11 protein-coding genes are annotated in these 17670 nt (G+C 59.7%); 9 read left to right on the forward strand and 2 right to left on the reverse strand.

The window, feature by feature from the left end; all coding sequences use genetic code 11:
- Nucleotides 1-255: 255 nt before the first annotated feature.
- Nucleotides 256-1275 (forward strand): LacI family DNA-binding transcriptional regulator, encoded by a 1020-nt coding sequence (locus tag CLV45_RS00555; protein WP_100334455.1) that lies wholly within the window; start codon nt 256-258, stop codon nt 1273-1275.
- Nucleotides 1276-2196: 921 nt separating this feature from the next.
- Nucleotides 2197-4533, forward strand: coding sequence for a beta-glucosidase BglX (gene bglX, locus CLV45_RS00560; RefSeq protein WP_100334456.1), 2337 nt, complete (start codon nt 2197-2199; stop codon nt 4531-4533).
- A 261-nt stretch (nt 4534-4794) separates the two neighbouring features.
- On the opposite strand, the gene CLV45_RS00565 is transcribed toward bglX, so the two are convergent.
- Complete coding sequence (locus tag CLV45_RS00565) at nt 4795-5646, reverse strand: SdiA-regulated domain-containing protein (protein WP_100334457.1); 852 nt, start codon at nt 5644-5646, stop codon at nt 4795-4797.
- A gap of 263 nt (nt 5647-5909) precedes the next feature.
- On the opposite strand from CLV45_RS00565, the gene CLV45_RS00570 reads away from it, so the two are divergent.
- From CLV45_RS00570 to CLV45_RS00580, 3 genes are all read left to right on the forward strand, one after another.
- A complete protein-coding gene (locus tag CLV45_RS00570; protein WP_157807203.1) occupies nt 5910-6740 on the forward strand; it encodes a phosphatase PAP2 family protein in 831 nt (276 codons plus the stop codon).
- A gap of 98 nt (nt 6741-6838) precedes the next feature.
- Nucleotides 6839-7516, forward strand: a complete 678-nt coding sequence (locus CLV45_RS00575; RefSeq protein ID WP_100334459.1) for a response regulator transcription factor — start codon at nt 6839-6841, stop codon at nt 7514-7516.
- Nucleotides 7513-8754 carry a sensor histidine kinase gene (locus CLV45_RS00580; protein ID WP_100334460.1) on the forward strand — a complete coding sequence of 414 codons (1242 nt, stop codon included), beginning with the start codon at nt 7513-7515 and terminating at the stop codon, nt 8752-8754. Before CLV45_RS00575 ends, CLV45_RS00580 begins: the two co-directional genes overlap by 4 nt.
- Before the next feature lie 23 nt (nt 8755-8777).
- Here CLV45_RS00580 and CLV45_RS00585 read toward each other — a convergent pair whose 3' ends face one another.
- A complete protein-coding gene (locus tag CLV45_RS00585) occupies nt 8778-9956 on the reverse strand; it encodes a LacI family DNA-binding transcriptional regulator (protein ID WP_100334461.1) in 1179 nt (392 codons plus the stop codon).
- Nucleotides 9957-10282: 326 nt separating this feature from the next.
- Here CLV45_RS00585 and uxuA point away from each other — a divergent pair, with 326 nt between their 5' ends.
- Genes uxuA through CLV45_RS00605 form a run of 4 tightly spaced genes read left to right on the forward strand, consistent with a single transcriptional unit; the run spans nt 10283 to nt 17667 of the window.
- Entirely contained in the window at nt 10283-11533 is a 1251-nt protein-coding gene (gene uxuA / locus CLV45_RS00590; protein WP_245882499.1) for a mannonate dehydratase, read from the forward strand.
- 33 nt (nt 11534-11566) lie between these two features.
- Nucleotides 11567-13687 carry an alpha-glucuronidase family glycosyl hydrolase gene (locus CLV45_RS00595; protein ID WP_100334462.1) on the forward strand — a complete coding sequence of 707 codons (2121 nt, stop codon included), beginning with the start codon at nt 11567-11569 and terminating at the stop codon, nt 13685-13687.
- Between the two features lie 38 nt (nt 13688-13725).
- Nucleotides 13726-14529, forward strand: a complete 804-nt coding sequence (locus CLV45_RS00600; protein ID WP_100336909.1) for an SDR family NAD(P)-dependent oxidoreductase — start codon at nt 13726-13728, stop codon at nt 14527-14529.
- A gap of 39 nt (nt 14530-14568) precedes the next feature.
- A complete protein-coding gene (locus CLV45_RS00605; protein WP_100334463.1) occupies nt 14569-17667 on the forward strand; it encodes a SusC/RagA family TonB-linked outer membrane protein in 3099 nt (1032 codons plus the stop codon).
- The last annotated feature ends 3 nt before the right edge of the window (nt 17668-17670 follow it).

The raw sequence follows: 17670 nt of genomic DNA on the forward strand, positions 1-17670 counted from the left end.
AGGTTTATTTACGTAAACGTTTACGGAACTTATCCAGGCGCACTCACCATTAGGTGAGTGAGGCTATACCAACTAGATGAATGGATATATATCTGATATATAGATAGATAAGTATTGCTGTGGAGCCGTCAGAACAGTAGGCTGGATTGGTTATAATGAAGGCTAAAAGTGAAAATGTTACGTAAAACAATGGCGAAGCCCGGGGCTGGGCCGGAGCGGGTTTCGTTCCCAGAACCAACCTGCCTAGATTGAGCCATGAAACCCATCAATCTGAAAAAGCTCGCGCAGGAGTTGAACCTGTCGGTGGCCACCGTGTCGCGGGCGCTGAACGACCGGTACGACATTTCGCAGGGCACCAAAGACCGGGTGCGGGCCCTGGCCAACAAGCTCAACTACGAGCCCAATCCCTACGCCAGCAGCCTGCGGCGCCAGAAAAGCAAGACCATCGGGGTGGTGATTCCCGAAGTGGCCAACCACTTTTTTTCCTTGGCCATTAACGGCATTGAGGAAGTGGCCCGCCACAATAATTACCACGTGCTGATTTACCTGACCCACGAGGATTACCAGCGGGAGCTGGCCATGGCCCGCCTGCTGGCCAGTGGGCGGGTGGATGGGGTGCTGCTGTCGGTGGCTAGCGAAAGTGCCGACTTTGCCCACCTGGAGTTTCTGCGGGAGCGGGGCATTCCCATCGTGTTCTTCGACCGGGTCTACGACGAGATGCCCACGGCCAAGGTCACTACCGACGACTACGAAAGCGGCTACCGGGCCACCGAGCACCTGCTCGACGCCGGCTGCCGCACCGTGGCTCACCTCACCGTGTCGCAAAACCTGTCCATCAGTCGGCGCCGCAAGGAAGGCTACATCCAGGCCCTGGCCGACCGCCGCATAGCCTACGACGAAAGCCTGGTGCTGGTGGCCCAGGAAACCAAGGCCCAGGACATCCACCAGATTCAGCAACTGCTCACCGCGCGGCCCGACGTCGACGGGATTTTTGCCGCCGTCGAAAGCCAGGCGACGAGCAGCTATGAGGCTTGCCGCAACCTAGGCCGCGCCATTCCCGAGGACATCAAGATCATCGGTTTTTCCAACCTCGAAATTGCCTCCCTGCTCCAGCCGGCCCTGACCACCATCACCCAGCCGGCCTACTCTATTGGAAAGGAAGCGGCCAAAATTCTCTTCCAGGCCATCAGTAAAAACCGGGTTATTTCGCCGGCCCAAAGCCTGGTGCTCAACTCGGAGCTGGTCGTGCGGGCCTCGACCACCAGGACCCCGTAAGCGCCCGGACCCGCGGCCTGAGACAGCCCCAACTTTGGTGGTTATACGCTTACGTAACACGTGATTCAGACCGGCATTTGATTCTGTAACATGGCTTTTACAGAGTCTGAAGCCATTTTTTAACGCTGCTGCGCCCAGTCAGCGGGAGTTGAGCAACGTAGCTCAGCTCCCGCTGGCCGGAGTGCGGCGGTGGGGCTGCGGCTGACAAATGACTGCAGTAGCGGCTGACTACGGGCTCTGAAAAAAGACTTGGTATGCCCGGTAAACACAGGATAAATTGGCTACCCGGGTCCGGGCAATTATGGCTTAGGCGGGTGAGGTAGGCTCAGCCGGGGCGCAACTATTTAGGCAGTGAGCAAAGGCTATATAAAGTGTCGAGGTGAGGTGGAAAAACGGAAGCGGCATGGGTTCGTCTTCCCAATTTTTGGCTGTTCGGACTAGAACAGCCTGATTGCCAAGCGGCCGGGCGTAGTTCGCCAATTATCCAGGGCCGCCTGCTTGCCTGGGCTGCTGAAAAGCTGTTACTTACTAGTAGAAAACACCCCATTCCAGCCCCCGGGCCTGGGGCGAAGAGGCCCGCTCGGCGGGCCAGAACCCGGCCCGTGCCACCTGGTAGCCAGCCTCGAAATTGGCCCGAAATCAGGCCGCACCCCCGTGTTTTCCCGCCGCTATCCGCGTGTTGTAGGCTTCGAGTTCGGTTTTGCTGAGCCACCACGCGGGGCGCATTCCATTCCCTTCGAATTGTATTTCCGGTTTGTCAACCGCCGTCGGGCCCTTTCGCCGCCGGTGGCTGAAGCGTGAGCTGACGACCAGAGCCGGGCCGAGCTGGCTCGACGGATAGATAACAACGAAAAGCCGTGAAAAACCGGGCTGAGTAGCTGTGGCTGGTGGTGTTTTCAATTCCCTACTTCTTCTTTTCCCATGAAACGTACTTTTCGTACCACCGTGCTATTGTCGCTGGGGCTGCTGCTGAGCCCCGCGCTGCACGCCCAGAAAGCCGCCCGCGCCGCTGCTTCGGCCACGGCCCCCGATGAGCAGAAAATGCAGCGGTTTATCGACGACCTGATGAGCAAGATGACGCTGGAGGAAAAAATCGGCCAGCTGAACCTGATAACCGTGGGTTTCGACGTGACCGGGCCCGTGGTCAGCAAGGACGTGGACGTGAATATCCGCAAGGGCCTGGTTGGGGGCGTGTTCAATACCTACACGCCCGTGGCCGCCCGCAAGCTCCAGAACATGGCCCTCAAGGAGTCGCGCCTGCACATTCCGCTCATGTTTGGCTACGACGTCATTCACGGACACCGCACCATTTTCCCGATTCCGCTGGGGCTTTCCGCTTCCTGGGATATGGCCGCCGTGGAGCGCAGCGCCCGGGTGGCGGCCGAGGAATCGGCGGCCGACGGGCTGCACTGGGTATTTTCACCGATGGTGGACATTGCCCGCGACCCGCGCTGGGGCCGGGTAGCTGAAGGCGGCGGCGAAGATCCGTACCTGGGCTCCCAGATTGCGCGGGCCATGGTGCGCGGCTACCAGGGCACCGACCTGAGCCAGAACAACACCGTCATGGCCTGCCTTAAGCACTTTGCCCTCTATGGAGCCGCCGAGGCCGGGCGCGACTACAACACGACCGACATGAGCCTGGCGCGCATGTACAACGAGTATCTGCCGCCCTACAAAGCCGCCATTGAAGCCGGCGTGGGTTCGGTGATGAGCTCCTTCAACGATATCAACGGTATTCCGGCCACCGGCAACAAGTGGCTGCTGACCGACCTCTTGCGCAAGCAATGGGGCTTCAAGGGCTTCGTGGCTACTGACTATACCGCCATTCCGGAGATGATAAACCACGGCGTGGGCAACGAGGCCCAAGTATCGGCCATGGCCCTCAACGCCGGCGCCGACCAGGACATGGTGGGCGAGGTGTACCTGCGCAACTTGGCCCAAAACCTCAAAGATGGGACTGTGAAGCAGGAAATCATTGATGCCTCGTGCCGCCGCATTCTGGAGGGCAAGTACAAGCTCGGCCTGTTTCAGGACCCCTACCGGGGCGTGAGCGAGAAGCGGGCCAAGGCCACGCTGATGAAAAAGGAGTTTCTCGACGATGCCCGCGCTATTGCCCGCAAAAGCTTCGTGCTGCTCAAAAACGATAACAACGCCCTGCCCCTGAAAAAGGCGGGCACTATTGCCCTCGTGGGCCCCCTGGCTACCCGGCAGCACGATTTGCTGGGCAACTGGAGCGCCGCTGGCGACTGGAAACAGGCCGTGTCAGTAGAGCAGGGCATCCGCAACGTGGCTGGTAGCGGCGTGAAAATCGTGACGGCCCAGGGCGCCAACATCACCGATGACCAACTCCTGGTGGACCGCCTCAATGCCTTCGGGGGGGCGCTGACTCCGGACAAGCGCAGCTCGGCCGACATGATTCAGGAGGCCGTGCAGGTAGCCCAGGGTGCCGACGTGGTAGTCGCCGTGGTGGGCGAGTCGCAGGGCATGACGGGGGAAGCCGCCAGCCGCGCCGATATCGGCCTGCCCGGCCAGCAGCTGGAGCTGCTCAAGGCCCTGAAGAAAACCGGTAAGCCCCTGGTAGTAGTGCTCATGAACGGCCGTCCGCTGACCCTGAACTGGGAAAACCAGAACGCCGACGCCATTCTCGAAACCTGGTTTGCGGGTACCCAGGGCGGCAACGCCATTGCCGACGTGCTGTTTGGGGCCTACAACCCTTCGGGCAAGCTTACTATTACCTTCCCGCAGTCGGTGGGGCAGGTACCGCTCTACTACAACCACAAAAGCACCGGCCGGCCCTTCGGCGGGCAGCAGCTCGACAAGTATAAGTCGCGCTACCTCGACGTGAGCAACGAGCCGCTCTACCCGTTTGGCTACGGCCTGAGCTACACTACCTTCAGCTACTCCAAGCCCGAGCTGAGTGCCAGCACCATGAGCCTGGGCGGCGCCCTGGACGTGAAAGTAACCGTGAAAAACACCGGCAACTACGACGGCGAGGAAGTGGCCCAGCTGTACGTGCGCGACGTGGCCGGCTCGGTGTCGCGGCCGGTGCGGGAGCTCAAGGGCTTCCAGAAAGTGCTGCTCAAAAAGGGCGAGAGCCGCACGCTCACCTTCCACCTGACCACCGACGACCTCAAGTTCTACAACAACGACCTGCAGTGGGTGGCCGAACCCGGCGCTTTCCAGGTGTTTGTAGGCCCCAACTCCCGCGACACCCAGGAGGCCAGCTTCACGCTGACGAGCGGCTCGGCGGCCAACTAAGTCCGGTGTCGTTCCGCCCGGTAGAAAATCATAACGACCGTCAAGCCGAGCGCAGCGTAGCGCAGTCGAAGCAGCTCTACTGCAGTGCTAATTAGAGTACTCTGGCAACGAAGCGGTAGAGATACTTCAACTTTGCTTAGCATGACAATACCATTGCCCGCGTTATGTCTCCCATTGGTCAACATGACGCTCTGGGTGTAAAGTAAAAGGGCCGGCTACGTGAGTAGCCGGCCCTTTTACTTGTTCGACGCTTCCGCTCATTTACTTGGCCGCAATGGGCGAGGCACGGAAAAACTGGATGGTGCCGGCTTTGCCATTGTCGCCCATTTCGCTGGAAATGTACAGGTCGCCGTTGGGAGCAAAGGCCAGGCCTTCGGGTTGAGGGAACAGCTTGCGGGGTAGTTTCTGCACGGTCAGCGGGGTGCCTTGCGCATCCATTTCTACCAGGGCATTGCCGCTGGCAGCCAGCACGAATACGTGGTGATTAAGCGGGTGCACGGCCACGGCGGAGGGCGCAAATCGGTTGATGGCCGACCCCGGGTTCTGGCGCCGGTCCAGGTCCATGAGCTCGGCTACGTCCAGCACGAAGGCGGGCTTGGTTTCGGTCTGGTAGGTTTTGGCATCGAGGCGGTAAATGGCCCGCTTCTGGTCGGGCTGACCCACGCCGGCTGCGCCTTTGCAGGCCACCAGCAGGGTTTTGGCACTGGCATCGTAGGCCAGGCCCTCGGGGTTGTTGGCCGCCGTCAGCCCGGTGGGGTAGGAGCGGCTGGTACCGTCGTCGTTGTACTTGAAGAGCGTGCCGTCGGAGCGCAGCACGAGCCAGGCGCCCGGCACGCGGGCCAGGTCTTCGTAGTCGCCTTTCTTACCGAATTTCAGCGTGGATTCCACGCTTTTGCTCGTGAGGTTGTAGATGTAGATGGTGCCGGTCTGGTCTTCGATGCAGCCCAGGCGCTGACCCGACAGCAGGGCAATGCCCGAAATTTCCTGCAATTCCTTGGGCAGCGTGAAGGTGGCCGTGGGCTGCTGCCACTCGTAGGCCGGGGCCACCGACTGCGCCGCGGCCGGGCCCAGCGCCAGCAGAGTGGCTGCCAGGGAAATGATTACCGTTTTCATAGCAAGAAATAAAGAGGCGGGAAGGCGTGGGTTCTTTCAACGTAGCCCGGTCGGGTAAGTTCGGGGCCAGCCCCAGCCCGGCAGCAACCGTGGCCCCGTAGCCCTGCGTAAGCACGCCTTAGCCCCGGCACCAGCTACGGTTGGGGGTATGGGCGCCAGGTTGCTCAGAATTCCTTCAGACTGGCTGCGTATGTGGCCTAAACCCGGTTTTTGCCGGGGTAATGCCGTCTTATTTACCCGCTTCTTTCCCGCATATTTGCCCTATGTCCCATTCAATTGCCCGCAGTGCCGCCCTCGTGGCTTTATGGTTTGCTTCCGTGGTTCCGTCGTTTGCCCAGGTCGCGGCCCCGGCGGATACCACGCATAAATTTGAAAATCCGGCCGGGGTGTCCCCAGTGGTAAAGCAGCCCTGGTATAAGGGCAAGCTGGTGAAGGCCAGCATCGTGCCCGCGGTGCTCATTACCTACGGGGCCCTGCACGTCAACAACAAGGGCTTCTACACCAACGAGCAGGCCAACCGCGACATTCACAAGCTGTTCCCGACCTACCGCACCAACCTCGACAACATTCTGATTTTTGCGCCCTACGCCGAGCTGGGTCTGGTGGCCCTGGCCGGGGTCGAGTCGCGCGACGACCGGATCAATACCGTGCTGGTGCTGCTCAAGAGCGAGGCTATTATGCTGGCCAGCACCTTCGCCGTGAAGAGTCTGGTGGGCGAAACCCGGCCCGACGGCTCCGATAACCTGTCTTTCCCCTCGGGCCACACGGCCCAGGCCTTTCTGGCCGCCAGCATCGTGCACGCCGAGTTTCGCGACAAAAGCCAGTGGTACGGCGTGGGCGCCTACACCATTGCCACCAGCGTGGCGGCCCTGCGCATGATTAATACCAAGCACTGGCAGAGCGACGTAATAGCCGGCGCGGGCTTCGGAATTCTGTCGGCCCACTTGGGCTACCTGACCCACCGCAACCGCTGGGGCCGCAAGCCCAGCCTGCCCAAAGGCATGGGTTTTTCGCCCAGCTGGCAAACCGGCTACACACCCACCGGCGGCCTGGCCGGGGCTCCGGGGCTGCGCTTTACCTGGCAGCTGCACTAAGCCGGCCGGCCCGGGCTCAGAATAGCTTCAGAATCTTCCCCGAAGTTTAGGGCCAAGGTAAGTACCTTGTTGAACCGGGACCCCGCGGCGCCTAGCGTATGAAGATTCTCATTGTTGAAGACGAGCCGGCGTTGCGCAGCTCTTTAGTCGAATACCTGCGCCACGACGGCTACGTGTGCGAAACGGCCGACGGCTACCGGGTGGCCCACGAGAAAATCAAGCTCTACGACTACGACTGCGTGCTGCTGGACCTGACCCTGCCCGACGGCAACGGCCTGGACCTGGTGCGCACCCTCAAGGCCGACGGCTCCCGGGCCGGGGTGCTCATTGTTTCGGCCCGCGACTCGCTCGACGACAAAGTGCTGGGCCTGGAGCTCGGCGCCGACGACTACCTGGCCAAGCCCTTTCACCTGGCCGAGCTCAATGCCCGCCTCAAAGCCATCATCCGGCGGCGGCAGTTTCAGGGGCAGCGCCACCTGCTGTTTCGCGACCTGAGCGTGTTTCCCGACCAGGCCCTGGTGCTCGTGCGCGACGAGGCCCTGCCGCTGACGCGCATGGAGTACGACTTGCTGCTGTTCCTGCTGGCCAACCCTAACCGGGTGCTGACCAAGGAAAGCATTGCCGAGCACCTCTGGGGCGACGATGCCGACACGGCCGACTCCTTCGACTTTATTTACACCCACTTGAAAAACCTGCGCAAAAAGCTCCAGGAAAAGGGTGTCGACAACTATATCCGCACCATTTACGGCATGGGATATAAGCTCAGTACCGAGTGAAGCTGCTGGCCACCACCAACCGCTACTACCTGCTGCTGGCCACGCTGGTGTTTGCCGTGGGCAGCGTGGTGCTCTACGTCGGCATCAGTCTGGCTTTGCGCATTGAGGTCGATGAACAGTTGCTCAACCAGCAGCGCGAAGTCATGCGCAGTACCCGGCTAAAGGCGGGCCTGCTCGACATTGTGGCCCTGAGCGCCGAGCCCCAGCCCGCCGGCCTGCGCGACACGGTGCTGCTCGACCCCACCGAAAACGTGCTGGTGCCCTACCGGCAGCTCAGTTTCCGGGTGGCCGGCCCTGGGCCGCCGCAGTGGGTGACGCTGCGCAAGTCCTTGCTCGAAACGGAGGACATGGTGGGCCTGGTGCTTACCGTCATGCTTACCGTGCTGGGCCTATTGCTGCTGAGCCTGGTGTGGCTGAACCGCTGGCTGGCCCGCCGCATCTGGAGCCCCTTTCAGCACACGCTCACGGCCCTGCGCGGCTACGATTTGCAGCACCAGCCGGTGCTGGCTTTGCCGCCGCACACGCCCATCGACGAGTTTTCGGAGCTCAATCAGGCTCTGCTGCAAATGAGCCAGCGCCTGGAGGCCGACTACCAGTCGTTGAAAGACTTCACCGAAAACGCCGCCCACGAAACCCGCACGCCCCTGGCCATCATGCAGGCTAAGCTCGAGCAGCTGCTGCAGGCCCAGGAGCTGCGGCCCGCTACGGCCGAGCTGGTCGGCGACCTGTACAGCGCCACCGTACGCCTGGCCCGCTTGCACCAGGCCCTGACGCTGCTGAGCAAGATTGAGAACGGGCAGTTTCCCCACGTCCAGCCCGTGCAGCTCGACCAGGTGGTGCAAAACCGCCTGCGCCTGCTCCAGGATTTCATCGACGACAAGGAGCTGACCGTGACCAGTGAGCTGCGCAGCCGTCCGCAGCTGCGCATGCACCCGGCCCTGGCCGATTCCTTGGTAGGCAACCTGCTCCAGAACGCCATCAAGCATAACCACCGCGGCGGCGGCCTGCACTGGGTCCTCACGGCCGAGTATTTGGCCATCAGCAACACCGGTCCGGCCCTGGCCGGGGAGCCAGCCCGGTTTTTCGAGCGGTTCCGTAAGCTCAACGCCTCGTCGGAGTCGCCGGGGCTGGGGCTGTCCATCGTGCAGCAAATCGGCCGCTACTACGGCTACCGGGTGCATTATACCTTTTCGGCTCCCGATGCGGTGCACACCCTGCGCGTGGAGTTCGGCGACTAGCATTGGCGCCGCCGTGAAGTTGCTTAAATGCTGAGCCGGAACAGCGGGCCTTTGCCTTTCAACGACGACTGCCGAATCACCAGGTCGCCCGACAGCACGTAGGTGCGGGGCTTGAAGTTTTCCTTGAGTCGCACCTGGTCCAGGAACAGCCGCGCGGCCTGCTGCCCGATGCGGTAGGGGTGAAGGTCTACCGTGGTCAGGGCCGGCTCAATCATGGAAGCTAGGAACTCGTCGCCGTAGCCCACCACGGCAATGTCCTCCGGAATGCGGATGCCGCGCTGCTTCAGAGCCAGAATCACGTCCAGGGCGTTGGTGTAGTTGACGGCAAAAATGGCGTCGGGCGGTTCGGGCAGCGCCAGCCACTTATCCAGGGCCGCCACCGCCGACTCCGTCCGAAAGTCGGTGTTGATGCGCAATTCTTCCCGGGGCTCGATGCCGTAATGGTGCAGGGCATTGAGGTAGCCGCCGATGCGCTGCTTGCTGATGAGCAGCGCGTCGGGGCCGGCCAGAATAGCAATCCGCTCACAGCCTTCCAGAATCAGGTGCTCGGTCACGGCAAAGGCTCCGCCCCAGTCGTCGAGCATCACCTGGGCGCTGTTGACTTCGTTGCAGACCCTATCAAAGTGCACCACCGGAATACCGCGGCAGGCGTCGGCGCGGACGTGGTCGAAGTTCTCGGTTTCGCGGGAGTGGCAGATCAGCAGCCCGTCGACGCGGCTGGCAATCAGAGCCTGCACGTTGCTCACCTCCGTCTGGTACGACTCTTTCGACTGGCAAATCATGACCCGGTAGCCCGACTCGGCCGCCACCTGCTGAATGCCGCTGACGGCCGTGGCGAAAAAGGGCCGCTCGATGTCGGGAATGAGCACGCCGATGGTGTAGGTTTCGCTGCTTTTCAGGCTCTGAGCCAGTAGGTTGGGCTGGTAGTCGAGCTGGCGGGCCACTTCCAGAATAGCCTGGCGGGTGTTGGGGCTAATGTCGCTGTGTCCGTTCAGGGCCCTCGAAACCGTGGAGGAAGCCACGCCCAGGGCCTTGGCTACGTCGCTGATAGTGGTCTGGTGGCGCTTGCGCTCCGGCACCTGCGCCGATTTTTCTTCCGTGAAGTGGTAGTCGCAAGCCTTGCAGAAGAACCGTTGGCGGCCCCGGATGAAGCCGGCCTTCATGACATCGTCGGCCAGCTTGCATTTAACGCACTTTATCATGGTAAATGGTATTTTTTAACAATAAGCCGGGTGGGATGGTAGCAGAGCGGGTGGCTTACCGTTTCATTATTCGAAGATAATGTACTAAATATTTTTTGTGCTATGCTCCGGCAAAGATACCTATCGAAAACGTTTCCGGAAACGTTTTCGATATTTTTATTTCGAAATCAGTGAGTTATGGCGGTTTTTGACTTGTTTTTGATAGGTCCACCTACCTTATCTTTAAGAACCGGATCGGCCTATACGCTGCTTTTCGGCTTGTATCGCTCAAGCGGCCTACAAACCGGGGGATATACAGGAAATTGTATTTTTTGCACTGCTTTGTTATGCTTCACACCATGCGCTGGTTCGGCCCCCACGACCCGGTTTCGCTCTTCGACATTCGCCAGGCCGGTTGTGCCGGCGTGGTCACGGCCCTGCACCAGTTGCCAGTAGGCGCGGTGTGGCCCGTGGAGGAAATCCGGCGCCGCCAGCAGCTCATCGAAGCCGATAACGCCAGCTACTCGCCCCTGCACTGGGCCGTGGTGGAAAGCTTGCCAGTGCACGAAGATATTAAGAAAGGCCGCCCCTCGCGCGAGGCGTATATTGAGAATTACAAAACGAGCCTGCGCAACCTGGCCATCTGCGGCATCCGCACGGTGTGCTACAACTTCATGCCCGTGCTCGACTGGTCGCGCACCAACCTGAGCTACCAGCTGCCCGATGGGTCGTTAGCCTTGCGCTTTGTGTGGCAGGACTTCGCCGTATTCGACCTCTGTATTCTAAAGCGGCCCGGCGCCGAAATCGATTACGAGCCCGCAGTAGCCACAGCGGCCCGCGCCCAGTTTGCCCAGATGAGCCCGGCGCAGATTGCCGAGCTGACCAATACCGTGCTCCTGGGCTTGCCCGGCTCGGAAGAAGCCTTCGAGCTGGCCGGCTTTCAGGCTTTGCTCGACGAGTACGCCAGCATCGACAGCCAGACCCTGCGCCAGAACCTGTACTACTTTATCCAGCAGGTGGGTCCCGTGGCCCAGGAAGTCGGTATCAACCTCTGCATTCACCCCGACGACCCGCCGTACCCACTGCTGGGTTTGCCGCGGGTGGTAAGCACCGAAGCCGACCTGGCCCAACTGCTGGCCGCCTACGACGAACCCGCCAACGGCCTCACGTTTTGCACCGGCTCGTTGGGTGTACGGCCCGACAACGACCTGGCCGGCGTGGTGCGCCGCTTCGGTTCCCGGATTCACTTTGTGCACCTGCGGGCCACTAAGCGGGAAGAAAACCCCCGCAACTTCCACGAGGCCGACCACCTCACCGGCGACGTGGACATGTACAGCGTGGTGCGGGAGCTGGTGCTGGAAGAGCAGCGCCGGGCCCAGACCGGGGAAGGAAACGCCCAGCTGCCCATGCGCCCCGACCACGGCCACCAGATGCTCGACGACCTGAAAAAGAAAACCTACCCCGGCTACTCCGCCATTGGCCGCCTGCGCGGGCTGGCCGAGCTGCGGGGCCTGGAGCACGGCATCCGCCACGCCCTGGCCGCCGAAGCTCACCTAACCGCCCGGCTCACTTCCGACCTCACGCTGGCTAATAGCTAAACTCTTTCCTCCCGCTCCCTGCCTTTCCCACCCATGTTTCTCCGCTCCCTCTTGGTCCTGCTGTTTTTCGTCGTGGCCGCTCAGCGCAGTCTGGCCGACGACGGCTACCGGCTGTGGCTCAAGTACGACCTGATTCCGGACGCGGGACTGCGCAAGGATTATCAAAAGGCGGCGGGCGTTATTGTGAGTAAGGGCAGCACGCCAATTCTGAAAACTGCCGCCGGGGAGCTGCAACAGGGCTTACAGGGTTTGCTAGGCCAATCCGTACCCGTGGTATCAGCCTCGAAAAAGGGACAAGGCACCATTACTCTTGCCGTGGATGCTACCGCAAACGTTTCCGGACAGCCGCTGGGCAAGGATGGCTACTCGATTTCAACTCGCAGTGGCAACATCGTTGTTACCGGTCAGAGTGAATCGGGGGTGCTGTATGGCGCTTTTGCCCTGCTGCGTCAGATGCAGACGCGCCAGTCGCTCAAAGATTTAGCCCTGACCAGCAGCCCCCGGATTCAGTACCGCCTGCTCAACCACTGGGACAACCCCAACGGCACCGTGGAGCGCGGCTACGCAGGTTCCAGCATCTGGAAGTGGTACGAGCTGCCCGAGCGCCTCGACCCGCGCTACCAGGACTACGCCCGCGCCAATGCCTCGATTGGCATCAATGGCGTGGTAATCAACAACGTGAATGCCAGCGCCCGGTATTTGACGCCCGAATACATCGAAAAAGTAGCCGCTTTGGCCGGCGTAATGCGGCCCTACGGCATCCGGGTGTATATGTCGGTGCTCTGGGCCGCGCCTAAGGTAATTGGCGGGCTGAGCACTTCCGACCCGCTCGACCCCAAGGTAAAGCAGTGGTGGACCGACCGCACCAACGAGATTTATAAGGCTATTCCCGACTTCGGCGGCTTTCTGGTGAAGGCCAACTCGGAAGGGGAGCCCGGCCCCCAGGACTACGGCCGCGACCATGCCGACGGGGCCAACATGCTGGCCGACGCCCTCGGGCAGCACGACGGCCTGGTGATGTGGCGGGCCTTTGTGTATAAAGCCAACTCCAACGGCGACCGGTTCAAGGAAGCCTACCAGGAATTCAAGCCCCTCGACGGCCGCTTCAAGCCCAAAACCCTGGTCCAGGTCAAGAACGGCCCGATTGACTTTCAGAGTCGGGAGCCGTTTCACCCGCTGTTCGGGGCCATGCCCCGCACCCCGCTGGTACTGGAAGTGCAGATTACCCAGGAATACCTGGGCTTCGCAACGCACTTAGTGTATCTGGCGCCCATGTTCAAGGAAACCCTGGACGCCGACACCTACGCCAATGGCCAAGGCTCGACGGTGGCTAAGGTGGTAGACGGCTCGGTGGATAAGCATGCCATCAGCGGCATTGCCGGCGTGGCCAACATCGGCTCGGACCGCAACTGGACCGGCCACCCAATGGGCCAGGCCAACTGGTACGCTTTCGGCCGCCTGGCCTGGGACCACACGCTTTCGGCGCAGGCTATTGCCGAGGAGTGGACGCGCCTGACTCTAACCACCGAGCCCCGGGCCGTGCGCACCATTGCCGATGTGCTGGTCCGCTCGCGCGACATCTACGTGCGCTACACCACACCGCTGGGCTTGCACCACATTATGGGTCAGAGCATCCATTACGGCCCCGAGCCCTGGCTGGCAAGCAGTGCCCGGCCCGATTGGACTGCGGTGTACTACCACAAAGCCGACGCCGCCGGCCTGGGCTTCGACCGCACGGAAAAAGGTAGCAACGCGCTGAGCTTGTACCGGCCTGAAGTGCAGCGCCAGTGGCAAGATCCCAAAACCTGCCCGCCCGACTACCTGCTCTGGTTTCACCACGTGGGCTGGAATCAGCAACTCAGCACCGGGCGCACCCTGTGGAACGAGCTCTGCACCCGCTACTACACCGGCGCCGACTCCGTGACCTGGATGCAGCAGCAGTGGGCAGCCGTGCAGCCCCAGATTGACCCCGAACTGCACGCCGACATAACCGGCCGCCTCCAAACCCAGCGCAAGGAAGCCCTCTGGTGGCGCGACGCCTGCGTGCTCTACTTCCAGACCCACGCCCGGCAGCCCATTCCGGCGCCCTTCGCGCCGCCCGCGCGCACCCTCGACGACATCAAACGCCTGGTCATGATTTACCAGCTGCGCTAACCGAATTGAATACTAATTACATACCCGTCATGAAAAACATGCCGCACGTGAACGGTCACGCCGTGCACACCAGTACCATTACGCACCAAAACAGCTTTTCCCTGGAGGGGCAGCTGGCTTTAGTTACCGGAGGCGGAAGCGGCATCGGTCTGGCTATTGCCAGCTGCATGGTGCACGCCGGGGCTACGGTTATCATTACCGGCCGCCGGGAAGAGGTGCTGAAGGAAGCTGTAGACTCATTGGGCGAAGCTGCCCACTACATGGTCAACGATATTTGCGACCTGGCTTCCATTGAGGAAATGGTTGAGCAACTCGAAGCCTCCTATGGTCCACTCAGCATCGTGGTCAACAACGCCGGCATCAACCTCAAAAAACCCGCTTTGCAGGTGACTGACGAAGAGTTTCACAACATTCTGCACACCAACCTGAACTCGGTATTTGCCCTGACCCGGGCCTGCGCCCGCCGCATGGTGGAGCGGCAGCGCGGCGTGATTCTGATGATTTCCTCCATGGCGGCCTATTATGGCATCGATAGGGTAGTAGCCTACGCCGCGTCCAAGTCGGCGGTGGAAGGCATGGTGAAAGTGCTGGCCTCCGAGTTTTCCGGCGACAATGTGCGTGTCAACGCCATTGCGCCGGGCTTCATTGAAACCGAGATGAGCCGCAAGGCCATGAACAACGACCCCGACCGCCGCGACCGGGCCATGCGGCGCACGCCCATGGGCAAGTTCGGCCAGCCCGAAGACATCGGCAATGCGGCCGTGTTTATGGCCTCCGACGCGGCCCGCTACATTACCGGCGTGTCCCTCCCCGTCGACGGCGGCAACTCCATCGGCTTCTGATACTTCGAAACCTAAAAAACCCTTAAAACTCCCACACCCATGTATCAACCAATACGCAAAACGGCCTTTTGCCTAAGCTGGCCGCTGTTTGTGGCCTCCGGGCTACCCTTGGCTGGGGCGGTGCTAATGCCTTCCCAGGCCTGGGCCCAAGCCACCCAAACCATTTCGGGCAAGATTACCAGTTCCGACAACGGCGAAACGCTACCCGGCGTGACGGTGCTGCAGAAAGGAACCACCAACGGCGTTTCCTCCAACTCCGACGGTTCCTTTACCCTGCAGGCGCCCCTGGGTAGTACCCTGGTCTTCAGCGCCGTGGGCTACGTAAGCAAAGAAATAACCGTAACCGACCCCACGGTAAACGTAACGCTGGGCGCCGACGTGAAGGCCCTGAACGAAGTAGTAGTGGTAGGCTACGGCACTCAGAGAGCAGAAGCGGTAACTGGCTCAGTCGCTTCCGTCAGTGGAGAGACCTTGCGCGAAGTACCCTCTGCCAACATCTCCCAGGCCTTACAAGGCCGTTTGCCAGGGGTAGAGTTTTCGCAATCCTCCTCCCAGCCGGGTGCTACCACGCAAATTCGGATCCGCGGTACTCGCTCCCTGGGGGCCAGCAATGATCCATTGGTGGTATTGGATGGTATTCCTTTCCCGGGTTCAATTGGCGATATCAACCCCAACGATATTCAGAGTGTAGATATTCTGAAAGATGCGTCGGCCACGGCTATTTACGGGTCGCGTGGGGCGAATGGCGTTGTCTTAATAACCACCAAAACCGGTAAAAAAGGGCAAAAACCGCAAATTACCTACGACAGTTTTGTTGGCGCAAAAACTCTTTTCGCCAAATACCCCATGATGAATGGGCCGGAGTTTGTTGCCCTGCGCAAAGCGGCCGGCCTGTATAAGAACGCCTTGGATGAAGCCGATGATGTAGATACTGATTGGCAGGACTTGTTGTATAAAACGGGTATTCAATCAAACCACAACCTAGGGGTTTCCGGTGGCACTGACAACGGCCGCTACAATTTCAATGCGGGGTATTATAAGGAAGAAGGGGTAATTCCGACCCAGCAATACACCCGTTATTCCGTACGTGGAACGCTTGACCAAGGTGTTGGTAAATACATCCGGTTGGGTTTCACTACCAATAATACCTACAACCTATCCGAAGGCTCGAATGTGGGTATATATGGCATTCTGAACTCCTCGCCAATCGCCAATCCTTACAATCCTGATGGCAGCTTAAAAAGAACTATCAGAATGCCGTTGGATGAGCAATGGGTGTACACCAGGGGCATCGTAGAAGATTTGAGCGATAGGTGGTTAAGTGAAACCAGGTCTATTGCCACGTACAATACCATCTTCGCGGAAGTTAAAATGCCGGGCGTCGAGGGATTGAAGTACCGGGTCAACCTCGGGGCAAACTATCGGCAAAGCCAGGGTGGCTCTTACACCGGCCAGGGAATCAACGCGGTGAACCCCACTACCGTTTCTACGGCATCCGTTAGCAACCAAGTTACCAGAGACTGGACGATTGAAAATATCCTGTCTTACGACCGCACCTTTGCCGAGAAGCATAATGTAAATGTTATAGCCTTATATTCTGCCTCGGATAACGTTTTCAACCAAACGAGGATTGCGGCCCGGGATATTCCTTCGGACGCCTTTCAATACTATAACCTGGGTTTTGCCGCCGGCGAAATTACCGTAAACCCCAACGAGCAACCGTACCGGAAATTCGGTCTGTTGTCTTACATGGGCCGCGTGATGTACTCCTATGATGACCGGTATTTGCTATCCGCTACGGTCCGTGCGGATGGTTCCTCCCGGCTTTCCCCAGGGAATAAATGGAAAACCTACCCGGCGGTGTCGGTCGGCTGGAACGTAGCCAAAGAGTCGTTTATGCAGGATATTTCTGCCATAAACCTGTTGAAACTGCGGGCCGGTTACGGCATAACGTCAAACCAGTCGATCAACCCGTATGCTACCCTGGGCCTGTTGGCTACCCGGCCCTACAATTTTGGCCCCACCAATTACCAGACGGGTCTGTTCGTAAGCCAGCTGCCGAATGCTGACTTAGGGTGGGAATTCTCTAAAACCTGGAACTACGGGTTGGATTTCGCGGTCCTGAAAAACCGTATTTCGGGCACCGTGGAGTACTACCTCACCAACACCGAGGATGTTCTGCTGCCCTTGCCCTTACCTTCAACTTCGGGCGTAGATAGCTACACGGCCAACATTGGATCTACCCAAAACAAAGGGGTGGAACTGTCTTTGAACGGGGTAATCTTAGAGAATCTCAATGGCTGGACTTGGGAAGCTGGTTTTAACCTGTATGCCAACCGCAACAAGATTACGTCGCTGGCAGGCGCGCAAGACAGAGATGAAAACAACTGGTGGTTTGTTGGCAAACCTATCAACGTCATCTACGACTACGAGAAAATAGGCCTGTGGCAGCAAGATGATCCTTACAGAAGCATTCTGGAGCCCGGCGGAAACGCGGGGATGATCAAGGTGAAATACACTGGGGGGTATAACGCCGATGGTACCCCTTCCCGGGCCATTGGTCCGCAAGACCGTCAGATCCTGGATGTGAACCCAAACTTTCAAGGCGGTTTCAACACCCGGGTTTCGTACAAAGGATTCGATCTGAGTGCCGTTGGCGCCTACCAAAACGGCGGTCTTCTCAACAGTACCCTGTATGGGTCATCGGGCTATCTTAATCTGATGAACGGTCGTCGGGGCAACGTGAAAGTGGATTACTGGACGCCGGAAAACACGGGTGCCAAGTACCCCAAACCAGGTGGTCTGGCCAGCGGCGACAACCCCAAGTATGGCAGTACGCTGGGGTACTTCGATGCCTCCTACCTGAAGATTCGCACCATTTCGCTGGGCTATAACTTTGATAACAACGCGTGGTTGAAAAGCGCCGGAGTTAGCCGCCTACGGGTGTACGCAACGGCCCAAAACCCATTTGTAATCTTCTCCCCCTACAAGAAAGAGTCGGGCATGGACCCGGAAACCAACTCTTACGCCGACCAAAACGTGGCCGTCACTACCGGCGTTCCGAACCGTCTGTTGACCATAGGTACTAACTCGCCTGCAACCCGCACCTACCTGGTAGGCCTGAACTTTACCTTCTAAAAA

Origin of the sequence: Hymenobacter chitinivorans DSM 11115 (genome assembly GCF_002797555.1) — a bacterium.
In the GTDB taxonomy this organism is placed as follows: domain Bacteria; phylum Bacteroidota; class Bacteroidia; order Cytophagales; family Hymenobacteraceae; genus Hymenobacter; species Hymenobacter chitinivorans.